The organism is Psychrobacter sp. Sarcosine-02u-2, assembly GCF_002836335.1.
Taxonomy (GTDB): Bacteria; Pseudomonadota; Gammaproteobacteria; order Pseudomonadales; family Moraxellaceae; genus Psychrobacter; species Psychrobacter faecalis.
The window spans coordinates 1-15930 of sequence record NZ_PJBX01000109.1; the positions used below are offsets into that span (position 1 = coordinate 1).

A 15930-nucleotide genomic window follows, 5' to 3' on the forward strand; every position below is an offset into this window, starting at 1 on the left:
CTATTCCTTGATGTTTTTTAAGCTAGAAAAAAGGCAGGTTATTCAATAATCTGCCTTTTTATTGTGCATGCTTATCAAGTGGATAATGTTTTAAGTCTATAACTTAATCTTACTTTTTAATAAAAACTCCATCAAGGCTTTTTGCGCATATAAGCGGTTTTCCGCTTCGTCCCAGACCACTGAGCGCGGATCATCGAGCATATCGTGAGAGATTTCTTCGCCGCGATGCGCAGGCAAGCAGTGCATAAATACCACTTCGGGGTCGGCTTTATCGAGTAGTGATGGCGTAACTTGATAGGGCGCAAAACGGCGTGCGCGAGTGTTTTGCTCAGACTCTTGTCCCATACTCGCCCAGACATCGGTGACGATTAAGTTTGAATCTTTTGCTGCATCTTGCACATCTTCGACCAAGCTCACGCAATGTGAGAAGCGCTCCATCAGCTCAGGGTCAGGCTCAAAACCATAAGGGGCAGCAACACGCAGCTCAAAGCCAAACTGATTGGCTGCTTGCATGTAGGAGGCACACATATTGTTGCCATCGCCAACCCAAGTGACGATTTTATTTTCGATACTGCCACGATGCTCATAATACGTTTGCATATCAGCAAGCAGCTGGCATGGATGAAATTCGTCGGTCAGGGCGTTAATGATAGGCACACTAGAGTATTCGGCAAAGGTTTCAACTTTTTCGTGCCCAAAGGTACGAATCATAATGATATCGACCATGCTTGAGATAACGCGCGCCGAATCTTCTAGCGGCTCACCGCGTCCAAGCTGCGTGTCATTTGGCGACAAAAAGATAGCGCTGCCGCCAAACTGTCCCATGCCCGTCTCAAATGAGATACGCGTACGGGTGGATGATTTCTCAAATATCATGCCAAGCGTGCGCCCAACAAAGGGCTGATAGATCTCGCCGGCATGTTGCATTTTGCGTAATTCACAAGCGCGTTTGATGAGGTTTTCTAGTTCTTGTTTGGTTAAATCAGATAGGGTCAAAAAATGGCGCAAACTCATAGTAATCCTAGCAGTCGATCACAATCGATGAAAATGTTACGTTGTCAGTCAGTAATCATATCGCGTCAGTGCGTATACTGTGGTGACAACAAACTTTTAGTATAGCGCAATTGGGCTTAATGTAAATGTTCAATTTGCCATGATTTGGCGCTGTCTCTTTCATCTGGCAAACTGTCATGATATTCATATCTAACGATTAGGATTCTGTTATGTTTCGAGTTGGGCGCGCGCTTAGGCGGCATAGCAGCTCATAGCTAATGGTTTCAGCATGGGCGGCGACTTCATCGACATGCGGCGCATCGCCCCATAGCAACACTTTACTATTTAACGCCACGCTGTTTGGCACAGCGCTGACATCAATGACAATCATATCCATGGCTACGCGTCCGATGACCGCGCATGGGTAGCTTTGGTTGTTGTTATCGTCAATAACAGAAACATAGGCATCAGCACTCACCACGCGTGGATAGCCGTCACCATAACCGATGCTGACTAACGCTGTTTTGGTATCTTTCCCAGCAGTCCAGCGGCTGCCATAACCAATGCCGTCACCTGCGTTGACTGTTTGTAGCGCGATGATTTGGGCGCTAAATTCCATTGCTGGCTGTAAGTCCAAATCACGCGCACTTTTGTCGATGACAGGCGTGCTGCCGTAGAGCATGATGCCCGGACGTACCCAATCGTGATGATGCTCGGGGAAATTGACGATACCTGCTGAATTACACAATGAGCCTTTTACATCGCTGCTCACCGTTTCTCGTAATGTCTGTAGCATGTCGTTAAAGCGCTGGATTTGAATGGCATTTAGAGGATGAGCGCGGTCGTCGGCATTGGCAAAGTGAGTGGTTAAAATCAGCTGATAACCGGCTTTATGCAAACGTTTGGCTGCTGGAAGCAGCGTTTGGTCATTAAAGCCTAAGCGGTTCATGCCAGTATTGTATTTTAGCCAAACCACTCGAGTGGCGCTGCTAATAGGCGGCGTATTTTCTAATGCCCAGTTTAGTTGTGGCTCATGATGAATCACGCAGCTAATATCGTGCTCTATCGCCAGCTGCCATTCCTCGGCGGTAAATGCGCCTTCGATGAGACCAATGGTTTTATCCCAGCCTAATTGACGGGCTTCTAAAGCTTCCATTAAAGTAGCAACGCCGATACCATCAGCCTGTTGCTCACCTTGTTTCAATGCTGGTAGAACTGCAGCGACGCCATGACCATAAGCATTAGCCTTGACCATAGCAAGAATTTTAGCCGTCGGTACCAGTTTTTTAACTTGCGCCACATTATGAGTAATGGCGGCTGGTTTGATTGTGATAGTGCGCATAATTGCCTTCTTTATTAGCAAAGTTATTTTTATTAGTAAAACGGTTTTATCAACCAAATAGTGTGTTTAGTAATGTGTTGAAGCAATAAAGCCAGTACATCATCAATTTGGCTGATGACGCACTGGCTATTTTTATTCATAGTCGCTTTAAAGTTAGAGCTTGTTATATATATCGTTTAGTCAGCCGTTTACTCGTCATTTTCAAAGCTGACGTTTTGATAGTATTCTGGTGTCAGGTTAATAAAGCGGGTAAATTGCCCTTCAAAGCCTAAGCGGACGGTGCCGATAGGGCCGTTACGCTGTTTACCGATGATGATTTCAGCCACGCCTTTGTGGTCTGAGTTTTCATTATAAACCTCATCGCGATAAATAAACATAATCAAATCGGCATCCTGCTCAATCGCCCCCGATTCACGCAAATCCGACATAATAGGACGCTTATTAGGACGGTTTTCTAGACTGCGGTTAAGCTGCGACAGCGCAATAACCGGACATTCAAGCTCACGAGCCAAGGCTTTTAAACTACGAGAAATCTCCGAGATCTCTCCCACGCGGTTGCCATCAAGACTCGGTACTTTCATTAGCTGTAGGTAATCGACGACGATAGCGCCAAGTTTACCATCATGATTTTTGGCGATACGGCGACAGCGCGAACGCAGCTCTGAGGGCGGCAAGGCGGTACTGTCATCGATATATAAATGCTTAGATTGCAAATGCTGTATGGCGTTCATCATTTTTGCCCATTCATCTTCGTTCATTTGCCCAGACCGCAAGTGCGTCTGATTAATCGCGCCCCACGATGACAGCAAACGCATGACGATGGACTCCGCTGGCATTTCCATCGAAAATACCACAACGGGCAAATCTTCATTAAACAAAACGCCTTCCGCCAAGTTCATAGCAAAGGTGGTTTTACCCATAGACGGACGCGCCGCTACAATGATTAAATCGCCCGCTTGTAAGCCTTGGGTTTTGTTGTTTAGCTCGACGAATGGCGTTTGCAAACCAATCATGCCATCAGGATTAGACTTTAGTTCTTGAATTTTATCAATGACATTGGTCAATACTGAAGTGATACCAACGGGGCCACGTTGCTCTGCGCGTTTATTATGCTGCTCATTGATACTAAATATTTTTGCCTCAACATTGTCTAAGATATCGCTGACCGTTTGGTCTTTGGGATTATAGGCAAGGGTCAACATGTCATTGCCAGTGGTAATGAGTTGGCGTAAGGTCGATAGCTCGCGCACGCGCTGTGCATAAGCAGTGAGGTTAAACAAAGTGGCAGGACTTTGGCTCAAAATATCGGCCAAGTAGCTGTCACCGCCGGCACCTTTAAGCAGTTTTTGTGCTTCCAACCAATCATGCACCATGACCGTATCGTAAGGCTCGTTGACCGCTGCCAAATGCGCAATCGCATCAAAAATGTACTGGTGACGCCCTGCATAAAAATCGTCTTTGGTGACGATATCTGCAATCTTATCGTATGCCTCTTCGATACTCATCAAAGACGCCAGCAAGGCCTTTTCAATATCGATATTGTGCGGCGGTGTCTGATTGAGTAAGTCGTCGGTTTTTTCGTTGTCTGCCATGGGTGCCCAGTGTCTTAAAAGTCAGTTTCAAAAGTCGGTATAAAATTAATGGTGGTGTTCTAAAAAGTATGCTGGCGATAAAAGTCAATAAGAAATCTATGCTAAGTTCTCTGATTCTATAGGGCTTTTCAAGGCTTCAAAATTGTTCAAATTTTAATCAGCATACTTTTTGACACACCACCAAATTAATTATATAAGAGTATAAATAGCTATTTGCTATCAGTATTTATTTTAGGAGTGATACCGTCAAGCAAGCGCGACATAGCTCTACGAGAGAAGTACCAAAACGTGGTCTCAGCGCTTGCTGGTAAATGTTACAATGAAAGGCGAAAGTTTAACACATTCTAGCGTTTTTTCGGCTGCTATCAGTAATTATCTATAAAAATGCCATCTGCTATGATATAAAATTTGCGATGTCTTAGACCCTCTTAAACGCTCGTTTTCATAATAATAAATCCAATAAAAACACATTCTTAATATCAAACTAGGATATTTTACTATGCAAAAAAGACTACCATTATTAATCACAACCGGTGAGCCTGCTGGCATTGGTATGGATGTCGTGCTGCTATTAGCAGCTGAGGGTAAATTGCAGGATTTTAAGCGTCCAATCTGGGTTACTGCTGATAGCGCCGCAATGCAAAAGCGCGCTAATATGCTGGTAACAGCAGGCGTGCTCGAGAGCTGTCCATTTTGGCAAATTGTCGATTTAGACATCGCAGCCGATAACTTTTTAGAGCAGATGTCACAGCAAATTATTGATGACAATAATAATGACAATCATGCTTTTATCCTGCTGAATACCCCTTGTGCTGAACCCGTTGTCTGCGGAAAAATTAATACTCGCAATTCGGACATGGTTGCCAAACAAGTGGACATCGCCCATCAGTTAGCGACCAACAAAACAGTCGCTGCCATCGTCACAGGGCCATTGCAAAAATCTGCCTTAATAGATGCTGATATTAAACTGCTCGATGGCACCATGTTTAGCGGTCATACCGAGTTTTTTATGCAGCAAAGTGGCTGTGAGAAAGTCGTGATGATGCTTGCCAATCAAGCCATGAAAGTGGCGCTTGTTACTACGCATTTAGCACTAAAAGACATACCTGCGGCTATCACTGCTGACAATGTACGCCAAACGGTACAAATTGTCATTGACGATATGCGCGAGAAGTTTGGTTTAACACAGCCACGTATTTTGGTTTGCGGTCTCAATCCGCATGCAGGCGAGGGTGGATATTTGGGTACTGAAGAGATTGAGATTATCAATCCCGTATTGCGTGAGTTTATCGACGTAGGCGTCGATATATCAGAAGCAATGCCAGCGGATACCTTATTTACCCCAAGACATTTAGCCAACTGTGACGCGGTCATTGCTATGTATCATGACCAAGGTTTGCCGGTGCTCAAATCGCACGGCTTTGGCGATACAGTCAATCTTACCTTGGGGTTGCCGTATATTCGTACCTCAGTTGATCACGGTACGGCGCTTGATTTAGCAGGGCGCGGCGGCGCAAGTGCGACCAGCTTATACCAAGCATTATTGATGGCCAATGAGATGGCAGATAAATCTCTTGTTAATAGACCTCTTATATAAAACTGCTACACTCGAAGAGTGTCACGCAGTATTGGGTAACTCTGTTGTGGATAATGGCTATTTATGAATCATCAAACACGGTCTAATATAAGTGGTTCCGTTATACCAGTCTGTTTTAAGTAGTCTGTTAATAGGTTTAGAGGGTGAAATAGTTGGTTCCCTTGGGGTATACCCTTTAAAAAGGACAATAGTATGTTAGTTAAGTTGTTTTGGACTGATAGATGGAATAATGGAAATTTATATCCAGAAGGTATAATTTTAGAAAATAGTTCAAATATAAAGGGACTAATTTTCAACCTCTTGAATGATGATGGAGGACTTGGATTGAGCTATCTAGGAAACTGGATAGATGAAGGGCTTAAAGAAATTAAAAAGGTGAAACAAGGGAGCTTGGGCTTTTACGATATGTGGGGGCAATCTTGGGGAGCAGAGGTTAGAAAGGATGAAGTATTAATTTATTGGGGTTATGACGATACAGAACTAGAAGAAACAATGAATTTTTCTAGTTTTTATAAAATACTAACTAATTGGATGGTTCTGATAGGTAAAACACCATGCTTAGAAACAGAAATGTCATTCCAGTGTTGAAATGATCTGTGCTTTATAGTTATTAATTTCACATCTAATGCTAGCAGTTAGATGCCTGTATAGCGCACCGATCAACATGATCCCGAGGTAATAAAGTAGTGATCAAATAAAAAAGCTTTAAACCTTATCCAATAGAAATACTGCCTGATGGATTCATCTATCCTGCTCGTTATCTACAATTAGCAAACTGCACGAAAACAGTTCAGTCCGATGAATATTTTCAATGGTGGTTTTATGAATTTGGCACACAGGCAGCTGAATTAGCTTTCACACTAAGAAATGAGGATATCGAAGGTTTTAACCTAGTCCCTTTTGCTAAAAATGGTGATTGGTTAGCAAATTTTGATGGTGATGATTTTTCAGGAGATCCCAAAGTCATTGTTGTCGATCTTGGTGATTTACCTTTTCATATGACATGCGAAAACTTTACAGATTGGTTGGCTAAAGCTGAGCAAGATTATTGGCGATAGCTCACCATAATAGTTTAATGTCTTGTACACCCTGAAGTACACTGCAACCATTTTAGAAATTTGAAACCGTTAATACTATTAGCCCACAGCCAAAGATTCAAGTCCTCACTAGGGTACCATGCTCATTCTCATAATCGTCATTATAATAAAGGATTTTAGAACAAAAATAAGGCACTGTGTCGGTTGTGATAAGGTATGGATAGTTTATTAATAAAATGTCTCAAAAATACAGTGTAATTATGAGCTGTGCTATAATTTCGTATTACAAAGCCAGCAAATAAAAGCGCATATAAATCCAGCACATTGCTGCCATAGCGCTATAGTCCATTTATCTTTTATCGATTAAGACCTTTTTATGTCCAAAACTACGTTTGATGCTCAATCTATTTCTAACAGCCTACGCGCTGCCAAACACCAACCGCGTAAACGCTTTGGTCAAAACTTCTTACATGACCGTAGTGTTATTCGTGAGATTGTTGAGAGCATTCGTTTAGAGCGTGACGATAATTTGGTCGAGATTGGGCCAGGTATGGGCGCGCTGACTGAACCGCTATTAGCAGAAGTCGATGCGATGACCGTGGTCGAGCTGGATCGTGATTTGGCAGATAGTTTGCGCATTCGTATTGGGGCTAATAGCCATCCAAACTTTACGATTATTAAAGACAATGCCATGCATGTTGATTATCGTGAGCTGTATAGCTCTGAGCGCGGCAAGCTGCGCGTCGTAGGTAATCTACCTTATAATATTTCTACGCCGATACTCTTTCATTTGCTCAGTTATGCTGATGTCATTCAAGACATGCATTTTATGCTGCAAAAAGAAGTGGTTGAGCGTATCACCGCTGAAGTTGGCAGCAAAACCTATGGTCGTCTATCGGTCATCATGCAATATCATTGCGATACCGATTATTTATTGACCGTACCGCGCGGCGCCTTTAATCCGCCGCCAAAAGTCACCAGTGCGGTTTTTCGCTTGACGCCGCATATCAATAAACCAATCGTAGCAGAAGATGAGGAATATTTCGCACTTGTGGTACGTGAGACCTTTAACCATCGCCGTAAGACACTACGCGCTATTTTTAAAAATTCTACGTTATTGCCGACGCTGAGCGAAGCCGATTTTGCCGCTTGCGACATCGATCCACAAGCGCGTCCGGAAGTGTTAAGTGTGAAAGATTTTGTCAATTTAAGCAATCAAGCGCGTCACTTAGCCTCTTAATTTATTAGAAGCTTAATTTATCAAACAAAAATGATAGAGGGTTTATGAGTTTTCGCCATCAATATGTCATCGGTGATTTGCAAGGTTGCTATGCGGCCTACCTGCAATTACTTGAAACTTTAGATTTTGACCCAGCGCAAGATAAGTTATGGTTTGCCGGCGACTTGGTGGCACGCGGTGAAGATTCGTTAAGTACCTTACGTCATGTCAAAGCACTATGTGAACAAGGAGCTGCGGCAACGGTATTGGGTAATCACGATATCAATTTAATTGCGGTTTGGCGCGGGGCAACAGCGCTCAAGAAAAAAGATAAGACCGCACCTATCTTTGCTGCCGATGATTGCGATGAATTGTTAGAATGGCTACGCCATCAGCCACTACTGGCTTATCCTGATGAGCAGACGGTATTGGTACATGCGGGTATCCCACCGCATTGGACGATTAAGGCGGCGTCGAAATATGCACAGCAGTTAGAGGCCCAACTAAAAGGCAGCTTAGAACAGCTTGATCGCTTATTGCCGAATCTATATAGCAAAACTGCCGATGAATGGCATGCAGACATTCATGGCTATACCAAAATGCGAGCAATTGCTAATTATTTCACCCGTATGCGCTTATGCAAACAAGATGGCACGCTCGAATTTGATTTTTCAGCAGGATTAGATGAGCCCATGCCAAAGGATTTTTTGCCTTGGTTTGAATGGCAGGTACCACGTGCACGCAAGATTTTATTTGGTCATTGGGCGGCGCTTAAAGCTGAGATTGATTTACCGCATGCGCGTGCGCTTGATGGTGGCTGTGTTTGGGGTAATTATCTATTTGCTTATCGCTTGGGCGACGGCAAAGCCATCACCTCAAACACTCACTGCCTACCACCAACAGAAGAACCAACAGAAAAATAGTCATGCCACTTTATATGCTATAGTGAGTGAAAAGTAATATCGATATATCAGCAATACTGTAGCGTTTTTAGGTTATTTTGACTATATTGTCTTAGATAAAATCTGTAAAAAACTAATTTATCATTTAATTCGTAAATTAAAAAAACCGTTAGTTAAGCTGCTATTTAAGCCACCAATACCGTCCCCTTAACTGGGTAGGTTTGGTGGCTTTTTCGGTTTAGGCAAGGGCGTTTTGGCATCGCCAGCAGCTTTACTATCAGGATTGCTGTCGTCGTCTTTATACGACTTATCGTATTGGATGTCATTACTATAAGGGACGCTATTTAGCTCCTCATCTATTAGTCCATCATCGAGGTCGATCGTTTTTTTGGCGCTTACTGGCTTAGTAGTACTGTGCGTTTCTCGACTTTTCAGCGCCGCGTCGGCATGACTATCCGATATATTATTATCATAATCTATATCAGTAATGGCCTGCTCATTTTGCATGCTTTTTTGCTTAGATTTGGGCAGAATTTTGACGTCAGATAAACGGCGTACCACATAGTTATGCGGTATGGTCTGTCCGCCTTTATGAGCATTGGTATCATCAAAAATCATGTGACCTTGGCTATCGATACGAGCGTATTTCATAGGTTTGTCACGTGGCCAAAAAAAGTCGGACGGGTGGGTCAGCATATGACTAAAAAGCTGCTTGGTTAAACGGCTCCATTCCATAAACTTGACTTCTTTAGAGCGCAGTGCGACAAACAATGCCAGCGAGAAACTGACCATGAGGTTGACCATACCGATAAGGGCAACGCCCAAAATAGAGATGAAAAAAACCGTCCAATCCCATTGATTAGCAGGTATGTGAAATAGCCCATGCGCCAGATTCGCCGAGGCAAAAGCGATATGACGTATGTCAATCGGTAAGCCAAATATAAAACCTATGGTAGCCGTACTGCCTAAGAACACCCCGAATAAAAAGTTGCCCATAATGGCGCCGAGATTGGCTTCGATAAAGCCGCCTAAACGCTGAAGCCAAGCTTTGGGTAATAAGTATTGCAAAAGCTTATGACGCTGAATACGGGCGCCGATTTGGTTATAAACCGCCAGATTATCATAGTAACCTGCGATAAGACCGGCTAAAAATAAATACACGCCAGCGATAGCCGCATGAGGAAGTGCTAGTGAGTGAAAGGGGTCAAGGTCATGCAATAAGTGTGCGGCTTTGTCAGTATTGAGCATCGGAGTACCAGTATACTGTAACCACGCAAACGAGATAATCAGGGCAACAGGTATGGCTAACATGACGTTACCCATAATCGCAACAAACTGGGTACGTAAAATATCGACCACTAGCTCTGATAACTTGTTTAATTGGTGCGATTTCTTACCAGAACCGTCAGAGATGGTAGAGGCGATTGCCGCCGCTGTCATAGCCGGTTGTTTGGTAGCGACCGTACCGTGGACGATGTGAATAAATACAAAGCCTAAACCATAAATCATACTATTGATAAAGGCGCGTCCCATCGGCGCCAGCGCCAGATGGTACGCCAATATCTTAGTAGTTGCCATAAAAGCAATGATAAAGCCACCGATGGAAGCTTTTTTAAACATTTTCTGGTAGCCAGCTTTGTCGGTACTAATATAATGCTCACCGACGCGGCTGGCGTTTTCGGTAACTTTGCGCGATAGCAGCTTGGTATTATTATCAATCAAATAACCAATACTATAGCGGCGACTGGCACTCGTAATCAGCGCTTGAATAAGCTCAATAATAGCCTGATCACGCTTATCATAGTTGTCTGCTACCAGCTCAGTTAAAATACGCATCCGTTGTAGGCTTTGATCCAAACGCAGCATCATGTTGGTTAGGCGGATTGAAATACCGGTTTTATAAATACGTTTACGGATAGTGGCAACGATATCTTCACATTGCTCAATCATCACTAGTAATGGCGCAGGATCGACCGCTTTGTCAGGGATAATATCGGTCAGAGTATCAAGCTCATGGGCTTCTCGGTATTGATTGACGTAGAGGACAGCTTCTTGATTTTGTGCCACAAATGACGCCGAGTAATTGAGCATTTGCGGATAAAATTCCATCAAATCTGGATGCAAGCCGATGCCGCTAATCCGATACGATAAAATGATAATCGCGTTCAAGATACTGTTTTTTGCCGTTGCGACCAAGTTTAAATGCTGCTCATTGACCTTGAGTAGGCCGACCATCTCATCCCATTTGTCTTTGTCAATATTGGCAAGCCAGCGCTCATCCGAGCGTCTGTCAAATAAATAACCGACCAATTCTATAACGGAATCTTCTTGTGGCAGCAGGGGTAAAAAACGATGACCGATAAGGCGGCGCAGACTATTAAAAAAGCCTTGATCTGACATGATGCCCGTATCGGTATATAACGCAATTTGGCGATATTCAATGATGAGTTTTAAAACGAAGCTTGACAGTCCATCGGCGTATTCTGGATGCTGACGTAAAATATCAATCAAATCTTGCATCTTTTGATTGGCTAACGCCGGCTCTTTGTCGCTGACACGTAGCTCATCGATTAAGCGCTTGAGTACCGCAGGATCTGGCACATCACTTAAGGCAGTAATCTGTTGTAAAATGTGTTTTATTTCTGACACATTGCATCCCTTATGGTAGTTATTTCAATCATTGTTATTATTGAGTATGGGCAAGGAGATATTTTTTTTAGCAAATGCTGTGTTTATCAATATTGCAATAAGTGAGGGGAGTTTTTGAGTGTTAATTTTTAGCGTGCCAATGCATCACTTTACTGTTTAAAACTAAAAACCCTTATTAAAGTTAATAAGCTTAGCTCTGCGTTATTTTAATCGTAACCATCTCTCGGCGCTTAATTATTTTGTTAGCAGTTATTCTGACCTTTACTATGCTGATTTCTCTTCTTTCTTTAATTCGTCTAATTTCTTTAATGGCTGCCACAATATTTTTGGCAAAAAAAGGGACAGTAGCGTGACTGTCCCTTTTATCGTTGTACGGTATGGCTTACTTTATTATAAAAGTAAACAATTAGCTAGCAGGTACATCAAAGTAACTAAGATCAAAGTTCATCATTGGATCACTGCCAGCTTTTACCATCTGCGCGTGAGCGTCGATACGTGGCAAGATACGACCGACGAAATAATCGGCAAGCTTGGCTTTATTGGTGTAGAACTCACCTTCTTTACCATTCGCAGCTTCGACCATGAGTGCAAACATATACGAGTAGGCAAGGTAGCCAAACGCATGCATGTAATCAACGGCACAGCCATTAATTTCACTCTTACGTGCGCCAATATTGCTAAGTACCGTGGTGGTTAACTCTTCAATCGTATCAGCAGCGTTTAGCGTTGCTTGCTTGATACCATGATCCGCTTGCATATTATTGACAAAGTCACGAATCTCACCTAAGAAATGGATGACATATTTGCCGTTATTTTTTGCCACTTTACGGCCTAGTAAATCAAGCGCTTGGATACCATTGGTGCCTTCATAAATCTGCGCAATACGGGTATCACGGACGATTTGCTCCATACCCCATTCGCGGATATAGCCGTGACCACCAAATACTTGCTGACAATCAATAGTGGCTTCTAACGCTTTGTCGGTCAAGAAAGCTTTAGCAACTGGCGTCAGTAAGGCAACGCGTGCAGCGGCTGCTTGAGCGGCTTCAGGATCGGTACTAAATTTCTCTTGGTCTAGGTTTTTGGCGACGTACATCGCAAAACAACGTGACGCTTCGGTGTTGGCTTTGGCATTTAACAGCATACGGCGTACATCGGCATGATAAATGATGGCGTCAGCAGGTTTCTCTGGGCTTTGAATTTGGGTATCGCTACGGCCTTGACCACGGTCATTGGCATATAGCGCCGCATTTTGATAAGCAAGCTCAGAACCACCAAGACCTTGTAGACCCATGGTCACACGCTCATAGTTCATCATGATGAACATTGAAGACAGACCGGTGTTTTCTGCGCCAACCATCCAGCCTTTGGCATTATCAAAGTTCATCACGCAAGTCGCTGAGGCTTTGATACCCATTTTATGCTCGATAGAGCCAACTGCCAAGGTGTTGCGCTCGCCCAAGCTGCCATCTTCATTAACCAAGAATTTTGGTACCACAAACAGCGAAATACCCTTTGAGCCTTCTGGCGCATTCGGGGTTTTTGCCAACACCAAATGAATGATATTTTCTGTGAGGTCATGCTCACCGCCGGTGATAAAGATTTTGGTACCAGAGATGTTATAGCTACCATCATCGTTTGGTACTGCTTTGGTTTTGATAATACCTAAGTCAGTACCAGCATGCGGCTCAGTCAAGCACATAGTACCCGACCATTCACCGTTGTACATTTTCTCTAAGTAAGTTTGCTTTTGCTCTTCAGACGCCGCCGCATTTAAGCAAAGCGTTGCGCCTACGGTTAGGTTTGGATATAGAGCAAATGCTTGGTTGGCGGTAAATACCATCTCTTCGGTCAACATAGTGACCATTTTTGGGAAACCTTGACCGCCGTATTCAGAATTACCACTTAAGCCAACCCAACCTGATTCGGCATACTGCTTATAGGCGTCTTTGAAGCCAGTAGGGGTGGTGACAACGCCATTACCTTCAAAGGTTGCGCCTTCTTCATCGCCACTACGGTTGATAGGTAATAAGACGTTTTTTGACAGTTTTGCCATTTCTTCCAAAATCATATCGACAGTTTCCATATCGACATGAGCAAGGTTTTCGTTGTTTTGCCAAAATTCAGGCGCCTTAAATACGTCGTTTAGGATAAAGCGCATGTCGTTAAGAGGGGCATTATAAACAGCCATAAACATTCCTTTGGTTTAAATAAATAAAAGTGAGTAGGGCAAAGCGTTCAATTTTCTTGTGAGTGTAGCTTAAACATAGATAGTTAAAGTTTAGCAAATTAGCGTAACGCCGGGTGGTTTTCTTCGTGAATTGTGCGTCCACCAAAAACTATTAGCAATAAAGCCGCTAAGAAAATCGGCAACACACCTAAGTATGTTGCCGATAGGAACTGCTTATTAAAATAGATACTACACTTGCAACGTTCTATACATTAAAACGCAAATTGATCAACGTCCATGGTCATATACGGCTCAACACCTGTGCTGATGCGCTGTACGTGCGTGGTAGTACGCGGTAATAATTTTGCAAAGTAGAATTGTGCTGTTTTGATTTTGGCATCGTAAAAGGCTTTTTCGCCAGTGCCGTCAGTCAATGCAGTTTGCGCGACCAATGCCATACGCGCCCATAAATAAGCTAGCGTGACATAACCGCTAAAGTATAAGTAGTCAACAGCCGCACCGCCAACTGCATCTGGGTTTTCAGTCGCTTGCATGCCAATACGCGCGGTCAAATCGCCCCATTCTTTGACGTGTTTGGCAAGTGGGCGGATAAATTGACCCATTTGATCGTTGTCTTTGTTTTCTTCGCAGAAAGTTTGGATAACTTTGACAAAGTTGGCCAGCATTTTACCTTGTGAGCCCAATACTTTACGGCCGAGTAGGTCAAGCGCTTGGATTTCAGTGGTACCTTCGTAGAGGCAAGCAATACGGGTATCACGGACGTTTTGCTCCATGCCCCATTCGCTGATAAAGCCGTGGCCGCCATAAACCTGTACGCCATGGTTAGCCGCTTCTAGACCAGTTTCAGTCAAGAATGCTTTAGCAATCGGTGTCAATAGTGACAGCATTTGGTCAGCAAATTTAAGATCATCGCCTTCGCCTTTTGCAACAGTATCCGCAAAGTGTGAGAGGTAATAAACGAGGGCACGACCGCCTTCAGCAAAGGCTTTTTCGGTCAATAGCATGTTACGAACGGCTGGGTGAACGATGATAGGATCAGCGACTTTTTCTGGTGCTTTTGCCCCTGATAATGAACGCATCGCTAAGCGGTCTTTGGCATAGGTTAATGAGCCTTGGAACGCATATTCTGCTGCCGTTAAACCTTGAACGGCGGTACCGATACGGGCCACGTTCATAAAGGTAAACATGCACTGTAGACCGCGGTTTTCTGGGCCAATCAAATAACCAGTTGCGCCATCAAAGTTCATCACGCAAGTCGCTGACGCTTTGATACCCATTTTGTGCTCGATAGAACCACAAACGACGTTGTTGTTTTCGCCAAGGCTGCTGTCTGCGTTGACCATGACTTTAGGCACGATAAACAGCGAGATGCCTTTAGTGCCAGCAGGCGCGCCTGGTAGACGGGCTAGGACGATATGAATGATATTGTCGGTTAGGTCATGCTCGCCCGCTGAGATAAAGATTTTTTGACCAGTGATGCTATAAGTGCCGTCATCGTTTGGCTCAGCTTTGGTGCGGATAATACCCAAGTCAGAACCCGCATGCGCTTCAGTCAAGCACATAGTACCTGACCATTCGCCGGTGACCATTTTTTCAAGGTAAGTTTGTTTTTGCTCTTCAGTACCATGGTGCTCGATGGTTTGAATCGCGCCATGTGATAGGCCAGGATACATAGAAAATGACCAGTTCGCCGTGCCAACCATCTCATTGATAACTGTTGATAATGAGAACGGCATGTTTTGACCGCCGAATGCTTCTTCAGCAGACAAGGCTGGGAAGCCAAGCTCACAATAAGCTTTATACGCTTCTTTAAAGCCTTTTGGCGTGGTAACAGTGCCGTTGTCAAAATGACAGCCTTCCGCGTCGCCGCTTTGGTTTAATGGTGACAGCTCATTTTCCGCAAAGCTTGCCGCCATCTCAAACAGACTGTCCATCAACTCACGATCCGCTTCTTGGAACGCTGGTAAGGTTTTGTAGTGACTTTCGCTGTCAAGTAACTCATGCATCACGAATTGGATATCACGTAGGGGCGCTTTATATTGCATAACTTCCTGTCCTTTTTTAGGATGCGACCGGCAGTAAAACAGCAACTGTCATCGACTATTATGAATAGTCTGAGTTGCCAACTATTTACTGTTAAAGGGTTTGTCTGTATCAATAACGGACAACAACACCGATCATATGAAATAAATTGAGAAGAGTGAAAAAGAATTATGATTGTATTCGTAAATTCTTGGTAAAAGATAGGCGTTCACTGGCAAATATACAAGTTTGGTGACAATACTGATAAGTCATCAACCTGTGTTGCATCCTATATATCATCGAGCTTATACGCTAAAAACTTAAGCATTATTTAATAATAATAGTAGAAAAATTCAAACAATATCGCTTTAATAAATCTCGCTTTA

At 43.5% G+C, this 15930-nt stretch carries 10 protein-coding genes; 4 read left to right on the forward strand and 6 right to left on the reverse strand.

The features are described 5' to 3' along the window. Window positions 1-96: 96 nt before the first annotated feature. From argF to dnaB, 3 genes are all read right to left on the reverse strand, one after another. Complete coding sequence (gene argF / locus CXF58_RS01465) at window positions 97-1014, reverse strand: ornithine carbamoyltransferase (protein ID WP_102076330.1); 918 nt, start codon at window positions 1012-1014, stop codon at window positions 97-99. Between the two features lie 196 nt (window positions 1015-1210). Next, window positions 1211-2335 carry an alanine racemase gene (gene alr / locus CXF58_RS01470; RefSeq protein WP_102076331.1) on the reverse strand — a complete coding sequence of 375 codons (1125 nt, stop codon included), beginning with the start codon at window positions 2333-2335 and terminating at the stop codon, window positions 1211-1213. A gap of 188 nt (window positions 2336-2523) precedes the next feature. Next, window positions 2524-3927, reverse strand: a complete 1404-nt coding sequence (gene dnaB / locus CXF58_RS01475; protein ID WP_068405205.1) for a replicative DNA helicase — start codon at window positions 3925-3927, stop codon at window positions 2524-2526. A gap of 499 nt (window positions 3928-4426) precedes the next feature. Between dnaB and pdxA the strand changes: the two genes are divergently transcribed. The 4 genes from pdxA (at window position 4427) to CXF58_RS01495 (ending at window position 8703) form a co-directional block, all read left to right on the forward strand. Beyond that, the gene (gene pdxA, locus CXF58_RS01480; protein WP_102076332.1) at window positions 4427-5524 is read left to right on the forward strand and encodes a 4-hydroxythreonine-4-phosphate dehydrogenase PdxA; all 1098 of its coding nucleotides are present in this window, start codon (window positions 4427-4429) and stop codon (window positions 5522-5524) included. Window positions 5525-5716: 192 nt separating this feature from the next. Further along, a complete protein-coding gene (locus CXF58_RS01485) occupies window positions 5717-6112 on the forward strand; it encodes a hypothetical protein (RefSeq protein ID WP_102076333.1) in 396 nt (131 codons plus the stop codon). 825 nt (window positions 6113-6937) lie between these two features. Further along, on the forward strand, window positions 6938-7801 hold the full coding sequence (rsmA, locus tag CXF58_RS01490) for a 16S rRNA (adenine(1518)-N(6)/adenine(1519)-N(6))-dimethyltransferase RsmA (protein WP_102076334.1): 864 nt from the start codon (window positions 6938-6940) through the stop codon (window positions 7799-7801). Between the two features lie 44 nt (window positions 7802-7845). Continuing rightward, window positions 7846-8703: a symmetrical bis(5'-nucleosyl)-tetraphosphatase gene (locus tag CXF58_RS01495; protein WP_102076335.1), complete on the forward strand. Its 858-nt coding sequence runs from the start codon at window positions 7846-7848 to the stop codon at window positions 8701-8703. A 186-nt stretch (window positions 8704-8889) separates the two neighbouring features. Here CXF58_RS01495 and CXF58_RS01500 read toward each other — a convergent pair whose 3' ends face one another. The 3 genes from CXF58_RS01500 to CXF58_RS01510 all read right to left on the reverse strand — a co-directional run bounded on the left by CXF58_RS01500 (window position 8890) and on the right by CXF58_RS01510 (window position 15567). Further along, window positions 8890-11331: a site-specific recombinase gene (locus CXF58_RS01500; RefSeq protein ID WP_102076336.1), complete on the reverse strand. Its 2442-nt coding sequence runs from the start codon at window positions 11329-11331 to the stop codon at window positions 8890-8892. A gap of 406 nt (window positions 11332-11737) precedes the next feature. After that, entirely contained in the window at window positions 11738-13522 is a 1785-nt protein-coding gene (locus CXF58_RS01505) for an acyl-CoA dehydrogenase C-terminal domain-containing protein (RefSeq protein ID WP_102076337.1), read from the reverse strand. A 251-nt stretch (window positions 13523-13773) separates the two neighbouring features. Beyond that, a complete protein-coding gene (locus CXF58_RS01510) occupies window positions 13774-15567 on the reverse strand; it encodes an acyl-CoA dehydrogenase C-terminal domain-containing protein (protein ID WP_102076338.1) in 1794 nt (597 codons plus the stop codon). Between the last annotated feature and the right edge of the window lie 363 nt (window positions 15568-15930).

Coding starts and splice junctions, on each gene's coding strand:
- argF (WP_102076330.1), bottom strand. CDS start 1,014: ATGAGTTTGCGCCATTTTTTGACCCTATCTGATTTAACCAAACAAGAA.
- alr (WP_102076331.1), bottom strand. CDS start 2,335: ATGCGCACTATCACAATCAAACCAGCCGCCATTACTCATAATGTGGCG.
- dnaB (WP_068405205.1), bottom strand. CDS start 3,927: ATGGCAGACAACGAAAAAACCGACGACTTACTCAATCAGACACCGCCG.
- pdxA (WP_102076332.1), top strand. CDS start 4,427: ATGCAAAAAAGACTACCATTATTAATCACAACCGGTGAGCCTGCTGGC.
- CXF58_RS01485 (WP_102076333.1), top strand. CDS start 5,717: ATGTTAGTTAAGTTGTTTTGGACTGATAGATGGAATAATGGAAATTTA.
- rsmA (WP_102076334.1), top strand. CDS start 6,938: ATGTCCAAAACTACGTTTGATGCTCAATCTATTTCTAACAGCCTACGC.
- CXF58_RS01495 (WP_102076335.1), top strand. CDS start 7,846: ATGAGTTTTCGCCATCAATATGTCATCGGTGATTTGCAAGGTTGCTAT.
- CXF58_RS01505 (WP_102076337.1), bottom strand. CDS start 13,522: ATGGCTGTTTATAATGCCCCTCTTAACGACATGCGCTTTATCCTAAAC.
- CXF58_RS01510 (WP_102076338.1), bottom strand. CDS start 15,567: ATGCAATATAAAGCGCCCCTACGTGATATCCAATTCGTGATGCATGAG.